This is a genomic window from Exiguobacterium sp. s152 (genome assembly GCF_018618335.1).
Taxonomy (GTDB): Bacteria; Bacillota; Bacilli; order Exiguobacteriales; family Exiguobacteriaceae; genus Exiguobacterium; species Exiguobacterium chiriqhucha.
Window position 1 is genome coordinate 277,344 of record NZ_JACSLX010000004.1, and the last position, 18,075, is coordinate 295,418.

19 protein-coding genes are annotated in these 18,075 nt (G+C 52.7%); 1 reads left to right on the forward strand and 18 read right to left on the reverse strand.

Features of this window, described 5'->3' with window-relative positions; all coding sequences use genetic code 11:
• Nucleotides 1–20: 20 nt before the first annotated feature.
• From KNP72_RS09875 to KNP72_RS09945, 15 genes are all read right to left on the reverse strand, one after another.
• Nucleotides 21–812, reverse strand: a complete 792-nt coding sequence (locus KNP72_RS09875; RefSeq protein WP_214718789.1) for an MBL fold metallo-hydrolase — start codon at nucleotides 810–812, stop codon at nucleotides 21–23.
• A gap of 13 nt (nucleotides 813–825) precedes the next feature.
• On the reverse strand, nucleotides 826–1,650 hold the full coding sequence (locus tag KNP72_RS09880) for a two-component system regulatory protein YycI (RefSeq protein WP_214833101.1): 825 nt from the start codon (nucleotides 1,648–1,650) through the stop codon (nucleotides 826–828).
• Complete coding sequence (gene yycH, locus KNP72_RS09885) at nucleotides 1,637–3,022, reverse strand: two-component system activity regulator YycH (protein ID WP_214833103.1); 1,386 nt, start codon at nucleotides 3,020–3,022, stop codon at nucleotides 1,637–1,639. The genes KNP72_RS09880 and yycH overlap by 14 nt, the downstream gene beginning before the upstream one ends.
• Entirely contained in the window at nucleotides 3,022–4,863 is a 1,842-nt protein-coding gene (walK, locus tag KNP72_RS09890; protein WP_214833105.1) for a cell wall metabolism sensor histidine kinase WalK, read from the reverse strand. The genes yycH and walK overlap by 1 nt, the downstream gene beginning before the upstream one ends.
• Nucleotides 4,864–4,866: 3 nt before the next feature.
• On the reverse strand, nucleotides 4,867–5,577 hold the full coding sequence (yycF, locus tag KNP72_RS09895) for a response regulator YycF (protein ID WP_021067867.1): 711 nt from the start codon (nucleotides 5,575–5,577) through the stop codon (nucleotides 4,867–4,869).
• Between the two features lie 120 nt (nucleotides 5,578–5,697).
• Nucleotides 5,698–6,987 (reverse strand): adenylosuccinate synthase, encoded by a 1,290-nt coding sequence (locus KNP72_RS09900; RefSeq protein ID WP_021067866.1) that lies wholly within the window; start codon nucleotides 6,985–6,987, stop codon nucleotides 5,698–5,700.
• Nucleotides 6,988–7,224: 237 nt separating this feature from the next.
• The gene (gene dnaB / locus KNP72_RS09905; RefSeq protein ID WP_021067865.1) at nucleotides 7,225–8,577 is read right to left on the reverse strand and encodes a replicative DNA helicase; all 1,353 of its coding nucleotides are present in this window, start codon (nucleotides 8,575–8,577) and stop codon (nucleotides 7,225–7,227) included.
• A gap of 17 nt (nucleotides 8,578–8,594) precedes the next feature.
• The gene (gene rplI, locus KNP72_RS09910) at nucleotides 8,595–9,038 is read right to left on the reverse strand and encodes a 50S ribosomal protein L9 (protein WP_214718796.1); all 444 of its coding nucleotides are present in this window, start codon (nucleotides 9,036–9,038) and stop codon (nucleotides 8,595–8,597) included.
• On the reverse strand, nucleotides 9,035–11,026 hold the full coding sequence (locus KNP72_RS09915) for a DHH family phosphoesterase (protein ID WP_138860243.1): 1,992 nt from the start codon (nucleotides 11,024–11,026) through the stop codon (nucleotides 9,035–9,037). The genes rplI and KNP72_RS09915 overlap by 4 nt, the downstream gene beginning before the upstream one ends.
• A 150-nt stretch (nucleotides 11,027–11,176) precedes the next feature.
• Complete coding sequence (gene rpsR / locus KNP72_RS09920) at nucleotides 11,177–11,407, reverse strand: 30S ribosomal protein S18 (protein ID WP_015880232.1); 231 nt, start codon at nucleotides 11,405–11,407, stop codon at nucleotides 11,177–11,179.
• A gap of 41 nt (nucleotides 11,408–11,448) precedes the next feature.
• Nucleotides 11,449–11,958 carry a single-stranded DNA-binding protein gene (gene ssb / locus KNP72_RS09925; RefSeq protein WP_021067862.1) on the reverse strand — a complete coding sequence of 170 codons (510 nt, stop codon included), beginning with the start codon at nucleotides 11,956–11,958 and terminating at the stop codon, nucleotides 11,449–11,451.
• Between the two features lie 37 nt (nucleotides 11,959–11,995).
• Nucleotides 11,996–12,283 carry a 30S ribosomal protein S6 gene (gene rpsF, locus KNP72_RS09930; RefSeq protein WP_021067861.1) on the reverse strand — a complete coding sequence of 96 codons (288 nt, stop codon included), beginning with the start codon at nucleotides 12,281–12,283 and terminating at the stop codon, nucleotides 11,996–11,998.
• A gap of 130 nt (nucleotides 12,284–12,413) precedes the next feature.
• On the reverse strand, nucleotides 12,414–13,514 hold the full coding sequence (ychF, locus tag KNP72_RS09935; RefSeq protein ID WP_034780315.1) for a redox-regulated ATPase YchF: 1,101 nt from the start codon (nucleotides 13,512–13,514) through the stop codon (nucleotides 12,414–12,416).
• A 152-nt stretch (nucleotides 13,515–13,666) separates the two neighbouring features.
• Nucleotides 13,667–13,870 (reverse strand): DUF951 domain-containing protein, encoded by a 204-nt coding sequence (locus KNP72_RS09940; protein WP_034780313.1) that lies wholly within the window; start codon nucleotides 13,868–13,870, stop codon nucleotides 13,667–13,669.
• Entirely contained in the window at nucleotides 13,860–14,798 is a 939-nt protein-coding gene (locus tag KNP72_RS09945; protein WP_214833107.1) for a mechanosensitive ion channel family protein, read from the reverse strand. The genes KNP72_RS09940 and KNP72_RS09945 overlap by 11 nt, the downstream gene beginning before the upstream one ends.
• A gap of 169 nt (nucleotides 14,799–14,967) precedes the next feature.
• On the opposite strand from KNP72_RS09945, the gene yyaC reads away from it, so the two are divergent.
• Nucleotides 14,968–15,594, forward strand: coding sequence for a spore protease YyaC (gene yyaC / locus KNP72_RS09950; protein ID WP_021067858.1), 627 nt, complete (start codon nucleotides 14,968–14,970; stop codon nucleotides 15,592–15,594).
• On the opposite strand, the gene KNP72_RS09955 is transcribed toward yyaC, so the two are convergent.
• The 3 genes from KNP72_RS09955 to rsmG form a co-directional block, all read right to left on the reverse strand.
• Entirely contained in the window at nucleotides 15,567–16,349 is a 783-nt protein-coding gene (locus KNP72_RS09955; protein ID WP_029596439.1) for a ParB/RepB/Spo0J family partition protein, read from the reverse strand. The genes yyaC and KNP72_RS09955 overlap by 28 nt on opposite strands.
• 49 nt (nucleotides 16,350–16,398) lie before the next feature.
• Nucleotides 16,399–17,277, reverse strand: a complete 879-nt coding sequence (gene noc / locus KNP72_RS09960) for a nucleoid occlusion protein (RefSeq protein WP_214833109.1) — start codon at nucleotides 17,275–17,277, stop codon at nucleotides 16,399–16,401.
• A gap of 79 nt (nucleotides 17,278–17,356) precedes the next feature.
• Nucleotides 17,357–18,073: a 16S rRNA (guanine(527)-N(7))-methyltransferase RsmG gene (gene rsmG / locus KNP72_RS09965; protein WP_214833111.1), complete on the reverse strand. Its 717-nt coding sequence runs from the start codon at nucleotides 18,071–18,073 to the stop codon at nucleotides 17,357–17,359.
• Nucleotides 18,074–18,075 lie beyond the last annotated feature (2 nt).

The window sequence follows — 18,075 nt, forward strand, 5'->3', positions numbered from 1 at the left end:
CTGTCTTTTCCCAAGTTCGCTTATAAAGAAACGAGCGAAGTGGGGGTCGATGGGTCGGTATCGCACAATTTGATGCGACCGAGGTCGACATCACGCGTCCCGAGTGTTTGCGAGACGCTCATTTGAGCGAGTTCTTTCATGTTGTTATCTTTACTGAGGTGAGCCAAATAAATCCGTTTCGTCTGATCCCCAATGACCTCGCTCATCGCGATGGCCGCGTCTTCGTTCGAGACGTGACCGTAGTCCCCGAGAATCCGGCGCTTGACGCTCCACGGGTAACGACCCATCTGGAGCATCGAGACGTCGTGGTTCGACTCGAAAATGAAATCATCGGCCCCACGGATGACACCTTTCATCCGATCGGACACATAACCCGTGTCGGTGATATGGGCGAGGCGTCGTCCGTCATGGGCGAAATGGTAGAACATCGGGTCGGCCGCATCATGGCTGACGTTGAACGACTCAATCTCGATATCCCCGAACTGTTTAATCTCCCCCACCTCGAAGTGAAACTTCAAAGCCGGGTCGATTTTCCCAATCAAGGATTCCATCGCGTCCCACGTCTTCGCGTTCGCGTAAATCGGTAAATTATATTTTCGAGCGAGAATCCCGACACCTTTAATATGGTCGGAGTGCTCATGCGTGACGAGCAGTGCATCGATCCCGTCAAACGACCGGCCGATCTCGGTGATGCGTTGTTGCATCGCCTTCCCGGTCAATCCGGCATCGACGAGCAATTTCGCCCGTTCCGTCTCAATGTAGAGGGCGTTCCCGGTCGAACCGCTCGCAAGCACACTATAGCGTAAAGTCACTCGATCACTCCTTTCATTCTTCTGAATCAAATTCGACCCGTTCGACAGTCCCGTCGATCGCATTGACGAAATAGACAGACTCGTCAATCGTGATCGACCAGAGAGGCGGCATGATAATCAAACTGCCGGTACTGTCGAGTGGCAGGCTATAGAAGCCCGTATTGATGGCCCGCATCTCTTGATTCGGCTGGAAGTACTTCCGGGCCGCGAGTTGCGAAATCGCCTCACTCGCCGTCAAAACGAGGTCGTCTTGCGACTTCGAGGTCAAGTTCGTCAAATGACGTTGTTTATAGTCGGTCACTTCGAACGCTTCGTTCAGTTGAAGCAATAAAAGCGACGGACCGATGTACTGTTCCGTCTCCCCGTTGATTTCGGGGTTCGAGAAAATTTTATTATTTTCATACGTCTGCACGAAAGCGACTTGACGCGTCTCGGCGTCATATCGCCAGTACGCATATTCGGAACCGAACGGGACGTACTCTGAGACGAACGTCGCCGCGGTCGTCCGCAAGTCATTTTGATCGAGCGGGACGGGTTGCTTGAGCTCGACTTCGAGCTGCATGTTGTCGAGTGTCGTCGCCAGTTGAGCTTCCCGATTCTGCGTGATCATCGAGGCCGACATCTGTTCCGACGATCCCGTCAAATAGCCGATATCCCGCCCCATCCGTGGCAACTTCGACGCATCGACGTTGCGTTGGTCCAAGATTTGCGCGATTGACGTATTGTCGTTCGTCACGACCTCCGTCGCCCACGTTTCCGTCAAGAGCTGGAACAACAGGTAGATGTTCAGCGCGAGGAAGGCGAAGAGGAGAATCGTTTTCGCTTTACTCCAGTCCACGATACATCATCCTTTCTGTCCAGTCCTCCGGTTGATCGAATGGAATCCATCTTCCGGCTTCCCGAACGAACCAGTTCGGGGAGAACGTGACGTAACGGCTCGTGTCTTCATTGTATTCAATCTCATAGCCGAGACGAATCTCGGTCACGTTTTCAAATCGTCCTGCGTTGACGAGCGTATCAACCACATCTTGTCCATCCGCGAGCTGCGTCGTCCCGACCGAAATCAAACGATCGATTTCGAGATGGTGCCGGGTGATCGACCGGACTTGCGTCCCGTCGTTCTCGACACGCAGCGTCGACAAATCGACGGCGTCGTTGTTGATGAACGCCTCCCGTTGACTGAACACCGGGAAACCGTTCACGTGAAACCGGAACACGGTCGTCTCAAACCCTTGATTGGCCGGGGTAATCGCATCGAAGCGAAGCGACAACCCTTGGCTCTCCGACGTCTCATCGACCCAACCCCCGTGGAAGTTGACGAACTCGACGATCGTGTCGAGTCCGATGACCGACTCTTGTTCCGTGCTATTGCGCGACAAGTTACGGTAGCGGCTCGCGTTCAGGTTCGCATCGTACTCGGCGACGCTAATCCCGTTCGTGAGGGCGCCAACAGAGCTGGCCGGATCGACTTCCTGCACGTTCGGGTCACCCGGGAAGAACGTATCGCGCATCCAGTCGAGGCGCGCCGAGATTTGAATTTGAGACACGTCATAGGCGAACAGCTCATTCATCTCCGGTCCGACGACCGGGATATAGTTGACGCGTTCATCCGTATACGTGACACGTCGCATCGCCCGGTCCGAATCTTTCAAGAACAGGCTGTTGACGTCCCCTTGTCCGACTTTCGACAAGCGGCCTTCCCAGAGCGACTGGTCGCTCATGATGGTACGGATACGCCACGTGTCGTCCTCCATGAAGATGAGGGCGCGTTGCGGCACTTTCCCGGACAGGCTGTACGAGCCCGGGAGCATGTAGCTGAGCGTGTCCGCATAATACGCTTCCGGTAAAATCAATTCGACGGCCTCGTCGACGCCCGCATACAAACTCGGGACGTTCTTGACGGCGAGTGGTTTGAACTCGCTCGCTTCGAACGATTCACGGATGACGCGCATAATCTGCTTCGGCGTGTTCTTCGTTGCAAAGACGGCGTTGTTCTCATGGACGACCGTTTGGGCCGGCACAATGACTTGACGCGTCTGGCGCTGCAACGACTCATCCACCGTCGCGACTTGCGTCTCCGATTGGACCGACTGATACTTCGGATGGTAATCCCAGAGGATGACCGTTTGGACGATGGACGTGACGATCAAGGTGAGCAAGACGAGCGATTTCACTAGTTCTGGCTTCGCCAAGAAGCGTGGTCGTTCCATCAGTCATTCACCTCCACGATCGTATCGAACGGGATGGTGAAGTAAATCGTCGTCCCACGTCCGAACTCACTCTCGGCCCAGATGTCGCCGCCATGGGCGGAAACGACTTCTTTGGCGATTGATAGACCGAGTCCGGTCCCGCCGATATTGCGAGCCCGGGCTTTGTCGACCCGATAGAACCGTTCAAAGATTTTTTTCAAGTTCGATTTCGGGATACCGACTCCTTCATCTTTAATGCCGATGACGAGCCGTTTGGCACGGAGCATTGTCCGGAACGTGATCGTCCCGCCTTCCGGCGAGAACTTGACGGCGTTCGTGATGATGTTATCGATGACCTGCGTCATCTTGTCTTGATCGGCATGGACGTATACGCGACGCTTCATGAGCTTACGGCGGAACTGAATCGTCTCACCTTTCGTCATCTCATGTCGCTCGATGATGTCGTTAAAGAACTGGATAAAATCGAACTTCACTTTTTGCATCGTATACTCTTTGCTGTCCATCTTCGACAGTTGCAACAAGTCGTTGACGAGGCGAATCATCCGCTCCGTCTCGTTTTGTGTTGTCTCGAGGAAGCGCGGGGCAAGCTCGTCGTCCTTATATGCGCCTTCCGCGAGCACTTCGAGGTAACTCCGCATCGTCGTGAGCGGCGTCCGCAGCTCGTGGCTGACGTTCGCGACGAACTCACGGCGGTCTTGCTCGACTTGTTCTTGCTCGGTCACGTCGTGCAAGACGACGATCAGACCGGTGATCGGTCCACTATGCTTTTGAATCGGCGAGAAGTAGGCGCGGACGAGGAACAGCTCTTCGTCCGTACTGAGGTCGATCAGTTTCGGCGGCATCGTCCCGTCTTCCGGGATGACGATCTCATCGTCAAACTCGAGCAGGTTCTGTAGGTTCGCACCCATCGCCTCTTCTTCGGCGAGCCCAATCATGTCACGGGCCTGGTCGTTCATCAAGATGACCCGGAGCGAGCGGTCCGTCGCGACGACCCCGTCCGACATATTCTCGAGGACGCTCGTCAAACGGCGTCGCTCGGCCTCGGTCGTGGCATTCGCTTCCATCAGCTCATCGGTCAATTCGTTGAAGGCGTAGGCGAGTTGACCGACCTCGTCATCGGAATAGACTTTAACTTTCCGCGAGAAGTTCCCTTTTCGCATCTCGACGGCTTGACGACGCATATCCGCAATCGGTCGCGTAATCGTCCGTGACAGCAAAATCCCAAGAATCGACGTGATGATGAGGGCGATGAGCGTCCCGGTCGCGAGGATCCGGGTCACTTGTTCCATCTGATTGTAGATAGACTGCATCGACGCCTCGATATAAATCATACCGGTCGTCGTCCCATCGACTTCTGATTTGATCGGAACGGCGACGACGCGCATGCGTTCGTTCGAGTCTTCATAGACGAGCGTCTCTTGCGCCCCGCTCGTCGCGAATGATTTTTGAATGAACGAGTTCGCCGTCCGTTGTCCGACGAGACTCTGGTTGTTCGGGTTCGACGTCGCCCGGACGACACTGTTCGTGTCGATAATCTGGACTTCGCGAATGTCGTCAGCTAGCGTCGTGCTCTCCGTAAACTCAGACAGCAGTTGATCCAGTACCTGGTTCAACTGCTGGTCCGAGGTCGAGTCACCACCGTTCGATGCGATCCCTTCACTGACGTTATAGCTCAGAAGGTTGGCTCGATCGACGAGCGACTGCGAGAAGTTGTTGATGTATTGTCGTTCGAGGGAGCGTACGAAGTACACTCCGATGACTTGCATCGCAACAAGAATGAGCAGCGCATAGATGACGACGAGCTTCCACTGGATAGATTTAAAGAAGTTCGTCCGTTTCATCGTTTAGTCTTCTTCCCCTGCTTTTAAATAGTACCCGACACCACGGCGCGTGATGATATACGTCGGCGTCGATGGATTGTCTTCGACTTTCTCACGCAACCGGCGGACTGTCACGTCGACCGTACGGACATCGCCGAAGTAGTCATAGCCCCACACCGTCTGGAGCAAATGCTCCCGCGTCATGACTTGCCCGATGTTTTGGGCGAGGTAATGGATGAGCTCGAACTCACGGTGTGTCAATTCGATTTTCTCTTCCCGTTTCGTGACCATGTACGAATCCGGATGAATCGTCAAATCACCGATCACGATATCGTTGTCATTGGCACCTTTCGTCTCTGGGGCCGGAGCCGTTGCGTGACGGCGCATGTTCGCCTTGACGCGGGCCAAAAGCTCGCGTGAGCTGAACGGCTTTGTGACGTAATCGTCGGCACCGAGCTCAAGTCCGAGCACTTTATCGATCTCAGAGTCTTTCGCCGTCAACATGATGATTGGCATGTCGTACTTCTTACGGACTTCACGGCACACTTCCATGCCGTCTTTGAGCGGCAGCATGATGTCGAGCAAAATCAAATCCGGTTTGACTTCTTCGACTTTCACGAGCGCCTCTTCCCCGTCATATGCGACGTGGACTTGGTATCCTTCTTTTTCAAGCTTAAACTTCAATATATCTGCAATTGGTTGTTCGTCATCTACCACTAAAATCGTACGATCCATTCAGTGAGTCCTCCTCTTATCGTTAAACGTACATGTCTACATTGTAACTCTTTTTCTATAGGTTAGAAAGCGTGGTCCATTTCCGTGGAAATGAAAAGAGAGCCACGAGGGCTCTCTGTCTTATGCTTCGTAAATGTCACGCAAAATGACCGTCTGCTCACGTGCCGGTCCGACCGAGAACGTCAACAATTCGATACCCGTCAACGCTTCGATGCGCTTGACGTAGTTCTGTGCGTTCACCGGCAAGTCTTCGAACTTGCGGATGCCTGTGATGTCTTCTGTCCAGCCTGGGAGCTCTTCGAACACCGGCTTGCACTGTTCGAGCACGCGGAAGTTCGGCGGGTACTCGTCGAGGAGCTTGCCTTCGAACTCATAAGCCGTACAAATCTTGAGCGTCTCAAGACCTGTCAACACGTCAATCGAGTTGAGGCAAAGGTCTGTGATGCCGCTGACGCGGCGCGAGTGGCGGACGACAACCGAGTCGAACCAACCGACGCGACGCGGACGTCCTGTCGTCGTACCGTACTCTTTTCCGACTTCACGGATCGTGTGACCGATTTCATCGTCAAGCTGGGTCGGGAACGGGCCGTCTCCGACGCGTGACGTGTACGCCTTACAGACGCCGACGACGTGATGGATCTTCGATGGACCGATACCGGCACCGCTCGATACGCCGCCTGAAGCCGCGTTCGATGATGTGACGAACGGGTACGTTCCGTGGTCGATGTCTAGCAATACACCTTGTGCGCCTTCGAAGAGCACTTTCTGTTCTTCGTCGAGCGCGTTGTTCAACACGACCGATGTATCACATACGTACTTGGCAAACTGTTGGCCGTACGCATAGTATTCTTCGAAGATGTCATCGAATTCGATCGCATCGACTTCGTACATCTTCACGAACATGCGGTTTTTAATCGCGAGGACCGTCTTGAGCTTCTCGGCGAACACTTCTTTGTCGAGCAGGTCGGCGATGCGAATCCCGATGCGCGCCGCTTTGTCCATGTAGCAAGGACCGATCCCTTTAAGTGTCGTCCCGACTTTGGCGTCGCCTTTCGCGTCCTCTTCGAGCTTGTCCTGCAACTGGTGATACGGCAAGATGACGTGGGCCCGGTTCGAGATGCGGAGGTTATCCGTGCTCACACCGCGCTCGTGCAAATACGCGAGCTCCGTGACGAGTGATTTCGGATTGACGACCATCCCGTTCCCGATGACACATGTTTTGTCCGAGTAGAAGATCCCCGATGGAATCAAGTGAAGTTTATACTTCGTATCGTTGAAGACGATTGTATGACCAGCGTTGTCTCCCCCTTGATAACGCGCGACGACCTCGGCCTGCTTCGATAAGAAGTCCGTGATTTTCCCTTTACCTTCATCGCCCCACTGCGTTCCCACTACGACTACTGATGACATAATGAATCCTCCTTGTAGATAAACGTTCTATTCAAACCATCCGTAAGTGTACACTTGCTCTTGTTGAAAGTCAACCTAATACCGAACGATATTTTTAAGTTGTAACCTTTCGTTCGTTATTGACGTGTCATTTCTCGTTCGATGATGGAATTCTTTAAATTCAAGATACGTTTAGGTCTAAAGGCCGACCAAAAAAGACGACGTCTCGTGACGTCGCCTTTGGCAGAATCATTCGTCCTACATCGGCGGCGCAAAGGCTTGCGTCTCCATGTTGACGAATTTATTGTATTCTTTTCGGAATGAGAGTTTGACCGTCCCCGTCGGACCGTTACGCTGCTTGGCGATGATGATCTCGATCGTGTTGGCGTCTTCACTCTCTTTATCGTAATAGTCATCCCGGTACAAGAACGCGACGATATCGGCATCTTGCTCAATCGCCCCGGATTCCCGGATATCCGACATCATCGGCCGCTTGTCTTGACGGCTCTCAACACCACGTGAGAGCTGTGACAAGGCGATGACCGGCACTTGAAGCTCACGCGCGATCGCTTTGAGCGTACGCGAGATTTCCGAGACTTCTTGCTGCCGGTTCTCGCCCGGCTTGCCGTTCCCGACGATGAGCTGCAAGTAGTCAATCATGATCATACCGAGGCCGTGCTCTTGTTTCAAGCGGCGGCACTTGGCCCGAATCTCGTTGACGCGAAGACCCGGCGTATCATCGATATAAATCCCGGCTTGTGACAGCGACGACATGGCGAGCGAGAGCCGCCCCCAGTCCTCGGCCTCAAGACGACCCGTCCGTAGGCGCTGGGCGTCGATATTGCCTTCCGCACAGAGCATCCGCATGACGAGCTGCTCGGCGCCCATCTCCAAACTGAAGATGGCGACGTTCTCGCCAGTACGGACGGCCACGTTTTGCGAGATGTTGAGGGCGAAAGCCGTCTTCCCGACGGAAGGACGGGCCGCGACGATAATGAGGTCGTTGCGTTGGAAACCGGCCGTCATCTTGTCGAGATCGCTGAACCCCGTCGCGATACCGGTGATTTCGCCACTCGATTGGTGCAGTTTTTCAATCGTCGAGTAGGCGTCCGATAAGACGGAGCCGATTGGATGGAAGCTTGACTGCCCTTTTCGTTGCGAGACCTTTAAAATGTTCCGCTCGGCGTCTGACAGGACGGCATCGACCTCGTCTTGGCGTTCATAGCCGTCCGAGACGATATTCGTCGCAGTCCGAATCAAGCGGCGGAGTGCCGCCTTTTGATCGACGACGTTCAAATAATACCCGATGTTCCCGATGGCTGGAACCGCCTCGGCGATTTCCGCCAAATAGTTCAATCCACCGATCTCATCGAGAATACCTTGGGCTTGAAGCTCCGAACTGAGCGTGACCAAATCGACGAGTTCGCCCCGGTCATTGATTTTCAGCATCGCCTCAAAGATCCGTTGATGGCTGACACGATAAAAGTCGTCCGGGTCGACCCGTTCCGAGGCCGTGATCAGCCGATCGGAATCGAGAATGACGGCCCCGAGGACAGCTTGTTCCGCTTCGACGCTATGTGGCGGGGTATTGACTTGAATCGCATCACTCATACGTGTCTACCTCACCTTCACGCTTCTTGAACATGAACGTTTAACATAGCCGTGACGTCGTGGTGCAACTTCACCGGCACTTTCGTAAACCCGAGCGCTTTGATTGGGTGTTCGAGCTCGATTTTACGCTTGTCGATCTTGTAGCCCATCCCTTTCAACGCTTCACCGATTTGTTTGCTCGTGACCGATCCGAAGACGCGACCGCCCTCACCTGACTTCGTCTTGACGACGATCGTCTCTTTTTCAAGCTTGTCCTTCAACTGCTGGGCTTGTTTCAATTCTGCTTCAGCCGCTTCTTCGGCGCGTCGCTCTTTTGCGGCGAACGCCTTCAAGTTACCCGGTGTCGCTTCGACCGCCAAGTTCTTTTTAAAGAGTACGTTCTTCGCGTAAGCGTCCGCGACGTCTTTGACGTCACCAGCTTTACCTTGACCTTTTACATCTACTTTTAAAATGACTTTCATTCAGAATCCTCTCCCTCTGTTTCATCTGTCATATAATGATCAATCGCTTCTTGTAATAACGTTTTCGCCTGTTCCGGGCTCACGTTCAATTGTGTCGCCGCATTCGTCAAATGACCGCCCCCGTCCAGCATCTCCATGATGACTTGGACGTTGACATCACCGAGCGAACGGGCACTAATGCCGGTTCGGCCGTCGGGTAAGACGGCGATGACGAACGATGCTTTGACGCCCTCCATATTAAGGAGCTGGTCAGCGGCTTGGGCGATCAACACTTGATGGTGCACTTCATCGTCCGAGGCGACGGCGATCGCCATGCCGTCGGAATAGATGTCCGTGTTTTCGAGAATATGAGACTGTTCGATATACGAATCGAGGTCTTGCCGCATGAAGTGCTGGACGAGCACGGTGTCTGCCCCTTGAATCCGAAGGAAGGAAGCGGCATCGAACGTCCGCGACCCGGTCCGCAAGGTGAATCCTTTCGTGTCGACCACCATACCTGCGAGGAGCGACGTCGCTTCTAAAATCGATAGCTTGCGCGTACCGGCCTGATACTCGATCAACTCCGTTACGAGTTCGCACGTCGAGGATGCGTACGGCTCCATATAGACGAGGACCGGATCTTCAATGAACTCTTCACCACGGCGATGGTGGTCGATGACGACGACCCGTTCCGCGCGGTCTAGAATATCCCGCGAGATGACGAGCGACGGCCGGTGCGTATCGACGACGACGAGGAGCGTCTGTTCGTCGATGAGGGGTTGAGCCTCGAACTCGGTCAAAAAACGGCTATACAGCTCTTCGTCGTTTTCGACTTCATTGACGAGACGTTGGATCCCAACGCTCGTCTCGCCGGCCGGGATGACGACGTACGCCTCACGTCCGACAAATTCAGCCAGTTTCATGATGCCGATTGAGGCGCCGAGCGAGTCCATATCCGGGTTTTTATGACCCATGATCAGGACACGGCTCGACTCCCGAATCAAATCGCGCATCGAGTTCGAGATGACGCGGGCGCGAACCCGGGTCCGTTTCTCGGTCGGGTTCGTCTTGCCGCCGAAAAAGCGGACTTTCCCGTTATGACGTTTGACGACGACTTGATCCCCGCCGCGTCCGAGCCCTAAATCAAGGCTCGATTGCGACAAGTTCCCCAGTTCCGTCAGCGTCGTCTCTCCGCAACCGATGCCGATGGAGAGTGTGAGCGGAATTTTATGCTCTTTCGTCGCCTCACGGACCTCATCGAGAATCGAGAATCGATTGTTCTCGAGTTCGGAGAGCGTCCGTTCGTTCATCACGAGAAAGAAACGATCGGCTGCCGTTCGACGCATATAGATGTGGTATTTTTGAGCCCATTGGTTCAAGAGGACGGTCACGCGTCGATTGATTTCACTCCGGACCTGTTCATCCACAGCGGTTGACATCTCGTCATAGTTGTCTAAGTATAAGACGCCGATCACCGTCTGCGTTTCCGAGTATTTTTGTTCAATCTCTGCCTCATCCGTCATGTCGAACAAGTAAAGGGTCTGATATTCCTTATTGTAGAGGACCCGATAAACGCGGTCTCCGACTTCGATGGTCGCCTCGTCCTCTTCTTCCTCAATCAACTCGGTGAACGCCGAGTGAATCGAATCGATCGAGATCCCGAGTTCCATCTCGAGCTCAAAGATGAGTCGAGACTGTTCATTGAACCAGCTGATGCGACGAGTTTCGTCAAAGACGAGAATCCCAATCGGCATGCCGGTGAGCGCTTCTTTCCCGACGTCTTCGATTCGATGCGACAAAGAATGGACGTATTGTTCCCACGCCTTGCGTTCTCGTCGAATCGTCACTTGCTGATAGATGAAAAAAATCAGCGTGCCCACGAACAGGGTGATTGCCGCCACAATGCTGTAGAACGCCAATCCTAACGCGACAAGCAGTCCAATCACATATGGAACGGCGTGACGCGCGTACTGGTTCTTCACTGATGTTATTGCTTCACCACTGTACATGTGTGCCTCCTAAAATGAGTGGTGTTCCACCCATGATATCTAAATGGTTTCTGCTCTATCATACCATATCCGTCCGTTTCACTTACACTCCTACATCGGCTCGGAAAACAAAAAACGACCTATCCCGAGGGATAAGCCGTGTGTCAAAAATTACTCTGCAACGTATGGAAGCAAAGCCATTTGACGTGAGCGCTTGATAGCGACAGTAAGTGGACGTTGGTATTTCGCTGAAGTACCAGTCACACGACGTGGAAGAATTTTACCACGCTCCGAAACGAAGCGTTTGAGCAATTCTACGTCTTTATAATCGATATGAGTGATGTTGTTCGACGTAAAGAAACATACTTTACGACGACGACGACCTCCTGGACGACGTGCCATGTGAAGACCTCCTTTTTAGTTTAGTTTTCGAATCGGCGCGATCAAAATGGCAGATCGTCATCCGATAAGTCGATTTTTCCGCCACCCGAGAATGGGTCGGCTTCAAAACCTTTGTTTGAGTTCGAGGACTGAGATGAAGTCGAAGAAGCGGCTGCGCCCCATCCTGACCCACTTGACTCACCACCACCGAAGACATCTCCAGCCGGTGCTGTATCACGTTGCCCTGAGGCACCGCGTGGTTCAAGGAAGCGTACGCTATCGGCTACGACTTCTGCCCGGTAACGACGTTGGCCATCTTGACCTTCGTAACTACTGATTTGAAGGCGACCGTCTACGCCGGCCATGCTGCCTTTTTTCAAATATTGTGCTACGTTCTCTGCTTGTTTGCGCCAAACGACACAATCAATAAAGTCCGCCTCGCGCTTCCCATCTTGTCCAGTGAATGGACGATCGCAAGCGAGAGTGAAGCGAGTTACGGCAATCCCGCTCTGCGTATAACGCATTTCTGGATCGCGTGTCAATCGACCAACTAACACAACTCGGTTAATCATCTCAAAGCTCCCCTTTCGCAATATGAAGCGTTAAGAATTAACGCTCGTCTTTAGTTGTCATTTGACGGACAACGTCATCAGAGATCTTCATGAGACGCTCTGTTTCTTGAATCGCTTTAGGCTCAGCAGTGATGTTGAGAAGAACGTAGTGTCCTTCGCGCATCTTGTTGATTTCGTAAGCGAGACGACGTTTACCCATGTCTGTTGTTTTATCAACAGTACCACCGTTTTCAGTGATGACGTTGTTGAAGCGTTCGATTAAAGCTTTCTTAGCTTCCTCATCAACTGATGGACGGATAATGTAAAGAAGTTCGTATTTACGCATTATCTTTCACCTCCTCTTGGACTAACGGCTCCTACCGGTTGTAGGAGCAAGGAGCAAACAATTGTTTTACTCACGTCATAATATACTATCAAACTTCTGTTCATTTTACAATACGTTTGCGGAAAATGGCTTAAACGTTGAAGCGGAACGTGACAACATCGCCGTCTTGGAAGACGTATTCTTTTCCTTCTGAGCGAAGTTTCCCTTGTTCTTTAACTGCCGTCATGTTGCCGGCAGCTGACAAGTCTTCATACGATACGACTTCGGCACGGATGAACCCACGTTCAAAGTCAGAGTGGATGACGCCCGCACATTGTGGAGCTTTCATGCCTTGCTTGAACGTCCAGGCGCGCACTTCTTTCTCACCAGCCGTGAAGTATGTGGCGAGACCGAGCGTCGAGTAGGCGGCACGAATCAATTGATCGAGCCCCGACTCTTCGATGCCGAGGTCTTGCAAGAACTCAAGGCGCTCTTCTGGCTCGAGTTCTGAGATTTCTTCCTCGATGCGAGCACAGATGACGATTACTTTCGCCTCTTCTGTCGCGGCGTGTTCACGAACTGCTTGGACGTAAGGATTTTGGTCCGCGTCAGCCACTTCGTCCTCACTCACGTTCGCGACGTAAAGCATCGGCTTCATCGTGAGCAACTGGAAATGTTTGACGATAGCGAGTTGATCCTCTGTCAATTCAGCAACACGAGCCGGGCGCTCCGATTCGAGGACTGCTTGAACGATTTCAAGTGCTTCGAGCTCTTGAGCTGCGCCTTTGTCTTTCGACTTGACCATTTTTTGAACGCGTGTGATGCGTTTCTCGACCAATTCAAGGTCGGCCAAAATCAATTCGAGGTTGATGGTCGTGATGTCATCGATCGGTGAGACTTTACCCGCGACGTGTGTGATGTTGTCATCTTCAAAGCAACGGACGACTTGGCAAATCGCGTCGACTTCACGGATGTTAGCCAGGAATTTGTTTCCGAGCCCTTCCCCTTTTGACGCACCTTTTACGATTCCGGCGATGTCTGTAAACTCAAATGCGGTCGGTACGGTCTTCTTCGGTTTGACGAGTTCCGTCAACCGGTCAAGACGCGCGTCCGGTACTTCGACGACCCCAACGTTCGGGTCGATAGTCGCGAACGGATAGTTGGCTGCCTCTACACCGGCTTGCGTGATGGCGTTAAATAATGTCGATTTCCCGACGTTCGGTAATCCGACGATTCCTGCTGTTAATCCCACTTGTATTTCCTCCTCATCCGGCTTTCCCGGGAAATGTTGATCCGTCTGTGGAGTGGGTACGTTCAGTACACCACACCGTCACATCCTTCACAATTATAGTTAGTCCTCGATTAAACCGCAACTCACGGTTGTAACATAGAGAAAAACGCCACTTATTCAGCGGCGTTCTCTTGTGGAAGCACTTTTTTCAATCGCTTATCAAAGTCTCGGCGCGGCATGAGTACACTCGCCCCGCATCCTTGACACTTGATGCGAATATCCATTCCGACCCGTGTCACTTGCCAGCGGTTCGTCTGACAAGCGTGCGGTTTCTTCATTTCTACAAAATCGTTTAACTCATACGATTTAGCCTGCATTTTCGGGCGCTCCTTTAGTCGATGTGGTTGGCGGCATCATGACAGTCCGCGGATACGGGATTTCGATTCCGCGCTCGTCTAATCCGGCCTTCAACTCTTTATGCAAAATCCGACCGGCCGCAAAGTGTTGCGTCGGCGGAACTTCGGCCATGAGACGATAGACGACTTCTGATGGCCCGAGCGACTGCACTCCGGCGAGCGTAATTGGTTCGATGAACAAGTCGTGATATTTCTCCTCGACCGTCTTCGCAATCTCTTTCAACGCCTGCTCGACTTTAGCCATGTCTTCTTCATAGGCGACACCGATATCGACGACCGCGACGCTGTTCTCGAGCGAGTAGTTCGTCACTTGCATGATCTGTCCGTTCGGGATGATCGTCACTTGTCCGTTCAACCCTTTCAACTTCGTCGTCCGAATCCCGACTTCGATGACGGTGCCGTCGACTTGTTGATTTAAATTGACGTAATCCCCGTTCTTATACTGGTTCTCAAAGATGATGAACGCACCCGTAATGACGTCCTTCACCAAGTTTTGCGCGCCGAACGAGATGGCCAGACCGGCGACCCCGGCCGATGCGATCAAACCGGCGATATTGACGCCGAACTGTCCGAGCACCGTCAAAATCATAATCAGGCCAAGCACGTAACGAATCGTGTTTTGGGCCAATTTTGACAGCGTCTCATTTTGCCGTTGTGTCACGATATCATGCTCTTTAATTTTACGCATTGCGAACACGCGTTGGACCATCGACGTCAAAATGCGTGACGCCACATAAAGTGCCAAGATGATGAGTGCGACACCGGTCAATTTGATACCGAGACCGATCCACATCTCCGTGTCTTGGAAATAGGCGACGAACCGATTGACACTATCCATCGTTTCGTCGGCTACCGTGCTTAAGTTTGTATCTGTATTTTGTGAAGCCATGTTGTCACCTCTAGCGTTATAGATTCTAACCCATCAAACCATAATTAACGACTTTTCTCAAACCCTACATCCGGACGTTATAAGTTTCGGTGTTCCGGGAATGGGATAATACGGTTTCATTCCGCAATTGCAACTAGACGCAGGCAGCTTAGAAGAGAGGATGAGATTCATGCCGTTCCGCCTAAAACCTCATAAACCATACTCTTTCTTCATCGAACATACCGAACGGAGTGGATCCAAGCTCTTTGCCGATCAACTGCATGATCAGTTGGCAAAGGAGACGCATCGTCCGATCGTCCTCGTTTGTATCGGCTCCGACCGTTCCACCGGTGACTCGCTCGGACCGCTCGTCGGCACGTTCCTTGAGGAGCGCTTTGTCCGCAATATCCATGTGTACGGCACGTTGACAAAACCGGTCCATGCGCTGAACCTTGTCGAGACGCTCCATGAGATTCAGACACGGTTCCATCGCCCCCTCATCATCGCCATCGACGCTTGCCTCGGTCGCTTGTCGAGTGTCGGTTATATCTTCTTCTCAGAAGGACCGCTCGCCCCAGGTGCCGGTGTTCAAAAAGAACTCCCTTCGGTCGGCGAATACAACATCAAAGCCGTCGTCAACGTAAGTGGCTTCATGGAAATGATGATTTTGCAAAACACGCGCCTCCACCTCGTCTATGAGCTGGCCCGTTTCATCACCGACGGGTTCGTCGAGTTCGACTCACGCATCGGGCGGCTTCATCAAGAAGAGGCGGCCATCACCCGACTTCGTCAGTCTCGTGACGAATCGAAATCTTGAGGCGATAACAACGTCAATAGATGTTCCAAATCGTCTTGCGAGAAATACTTCAGCTCGAGGACGCCCCCTTTTCGACGCGGGCGAATCGATACATCCATTTGAAGACGTTCCGCTAGCACCGCCTCGACGGCTTCCACGTCGGCGTCCGAGCGTTTGAGCGTCTTTTTTTCAATGCGCTCTTTTTGTAAATAGCGCTCGAGTCGGCGGACCGTCCATTGCTCGGCGATGACGCGACGGGCGATTTGTTCCATCGCCTGCACTGATTTCATGCCCGTAATCGCCCGGGCGTGGCCCATGGTCAGCTCGCCGACCATGACCGCATGCTGGACCGCGCTCGGCAACCGGAGCAGTCTCAGGCTGTTCGTCACGTGGCTCCGACTCTTACCGACGCGTTCGGCGAGCTGTTGCTGGGTCAATCCGAGCGTCTGCATCAACTGTTCGTAGGCGAGCGCTTCTTCGATCGCGTTCAAGTCGGCACGTTGAATGTTCTCAATCAAGGCGAGTTCCATGACGCGATCCGAGTCGGCCGTGACAATCAATGCCGGGATATCCGTCTTGCCGGCCAATTGCGCGGCTTGGAACCGGCGCTCTCCGGCGATGATTTCATAAAACCCGCTCGCTTTGCGGACGACGATCGGTTGTAACACGCCGTAACGCTCAATCGACTGTCGGAGTTCGTCTAGCTTTTCTGGTTCGAACTGCTTGCGGGGCTGGTTCGGGTTGGGACGAATGTGTTTAATCGGTAACCGTTCCATCATGATTCCTCCATTCCTGCTGACTGATAGCTATAAAAAAAGCACAGGCTCACTTTTGTGGCCGTGCTTTCGGGATTCGAATCCGAATTTCAACAAATTCGTCTTCTTCGACTTCCTCGGTCTGGACTTCAATCCCGGACTTCCCGATCAAACTGACCGAGTCCCGGATTGTATTGAGGGCGATTCGCGTATCTCTGGCGAAACTTTTCGTCCGACGGCGCTGCTTTTTCGGTTTCCGCTTCTCTTCTTCAATCGGTGTCGTCAAGAAGGCGACGCGTTCTTCCGTCTCTTTGACGTTAAAGTCCTGTTCTAAAATCTCCATGAGCACTTGGAGCTGCAGGCCTTCCTCTTTTAGCGGCAAGAGCGCCCGAGCGTGACGTTCATTGATTTGGCGGTCACGCAAACATTGCTTGACGTCGTTCGGCAATTTCAACAGGCGTAGTTTATTGGCAATCGTCGACTGGCTCTTCCCGAGACTCTTCGCGAGCGCGTCTTGCGTCAGACCTTTCATGGCGAGTAGACGGCCGTATGCCTCCGCTTCCTCAATCGGACTGAGCTGTTCCCGTTGCAAATTCTCAATCAAGGCTAAAGCGGTAGTCGTATCGTCATCCATGTCCCGAACGATGGCCGGAATGACAGACCATCCAAGCGATTTGACAGCGCGGAAGCGGCGTTCCCCTGCGATAATCTCGTAGCGCCCCTCTTCTGCTTTCCGGACGACGATCGGTTGCAAGAGACCATGCTCGTCAATCGTAACGGCCAATTCTTCAATTTTAGCCGGCTCGAATACTTTACGCGGTTGATAACGGTTCGGGAGAAGCAACGATAACGCGATTTCTTGAACCGCATCATTCGGTTTGACCTCTGCGATTTCTGTAACCGCCACTTCTTGACGACTTCCGAACAGTTTAGCAAATGTTTTCTTCAACGTCGGCACCCCTCTATGTAAAAAATAAGCAGATTCCACTACCGGAATCTGCTTTTAGTTTCACGTGAAACACGATTACTCAGATTAGCGGCTCTTTCGCCGGGGTACCCGCTTTACGTGGATATTTCCCAGGCGTTTTTCGTAATTTATCTACAATTACGATATTACGCTCACTCATCTCTCCTGGCAATAGGAACTGGTGTGTCGTTTTTACTTTCCCACCGAGCACGGCCAAGGCGTTTTTCGCGTCGACCAGCTCGTCGGAAACTTTCGCCGCTTTGAGCGCTACGAACGTTCCGCCGACTTTTGCGAGCGGTAAACAGTACTCGGCGAGCACCGTCATCCGGGCAACCGCACGGGCGGTTACGACGTCAAATTGCTCACGAAATTTTTTATTTTTTCCAAACTCTTCGGCGCGTCCGTGATGGAACGCGACACCTTCTAACCTGAGCGCGAGCGCGAGTTCGTTCAAGAACGTGATTCGCTTGTTAAGCGAGTCGATAATCGTCACGTGAAGGTGCGGGAATAGAATTTTGAGCGGCAAACTCGGGAATCCAGCCCCGGCACCAACGTCACATACGGTCTCGACGTTTGCGAAGTCGAAATGGAACGCCGCACTGAGCGAGTCGTAGAAATGCTTCAAATACACTTCTTCCTTGTCCGTGATCGCCGTCAAATTCATCTTCTCATTCCACTCGACGAGCATCTCGAAATAGCGTTCAAATTGAGCGAGTTGCTTCTCGCTCAATTCAAATCCTTCTGCCTGCAACGCCTCAATAAATTGGGATTGGTTCATCG

Bases quoted from the DNA above. Each gene is read 5' to 3' on its own strand.
- yycH (WP_214833103.1), bottom strand. From the start codon at position 3,022: ATGGAACGACCACGCTTCTTGGCGAAGCCAGAACTAGTGAAATCGCTC.
- walK (WP_214833105.1), bottom strand. From the start codon at position 4,863: ATGAAACGGACGAACTTCTTTAAATCTATCCAGTGGAAGCTCGTCGTC.
- yycF (WP_021067867.1), bottom strand. From the start codon at position 5,577: ATGGATCGTACGATTTTAGTGGTAGATGACGAACAACCAATTGCAGAT.
- KNP72_RS09900 (WP_021067866.1), bottom strand. From the start codon at position 6,987: ATGTCATCAGTAGTCGTAGTGGGAACGCAGTGGGGCGATGAAGGTAAA.
- dnaB (WP_021067865.1), bottom strand. From the start codon at position 8,577: ATGAGTGATGCGATTCAAGTCAATACCCCGCCACATAGCGTCGAAGCG.
- rplI (WP_214718796.1), bottom strand. From the start codon at position 9,038: ATGAAAGTCATTTTAAAAGTAGATGTAAAAGGTCAAGGTAAAGCTGGT.
- KNP72_RS09915 (WP_138860243.1), bottom strand. From the start codon at position 11,026: ATGTACAGTGGTGAAGCAATAACATCAGTGAAGAACCAGTACGCGCGT.
- rpsR (WP_015880232.1), bottom strand. From the start codon at position 11,407: ATGGCACGTCGTCCAGGAGGTCGTCGTCGTCGTAAAGTATGTTTCTTT.
- ssb (WP_021067862.1), bottom strand. From the start codon at position 11,958: ATGATTAACCGAGTTGTGTTAGTTGGTCGATTGACACGCGATCCAGAA.
- rpsF (WP_021067861.1), bottom strand. From the start codon at position 12,283: ATGCGTAAATACGAACTTCTTTACATTATCCGTCCATCAGTTGATGAG.
- KNP72_RS09940 (WP_034780313.1), bottom strand. From the start codon at position 13,870: ATGCAGGCTAAATCGTATGAGTTAAACGATTTTGTAGAAATGAAGAAA.
- KNP72_RS09945 (WP_214833107.1), bottom strand. From the start codon at position 14,798: ATGGCTTCACAAAATACAGATACAAACTTAAGCACGGTAGCCGACGAA.
- yyaC (WP_021067858.1), top strand. From the start codon at position 14,968: ATGCCGTTCCGCCTAAAACCTCATAAACCATACTCTTTCTTCATCGAA.
- KNP72_RS09955 (WP_029596439.1), bottom strand. From the start codon at position 16,349: ATGGAACGGTTACCGATTAAACACATTCGTCCCAACCCGAACCAGCCC.
- rsmG (WP_214833111.1), bottom strand. From the start codon at position 18,073: ATGAACCAATCCCAATTTATTGAGGCGTTGCAGGCAGAAGGATTTGAA.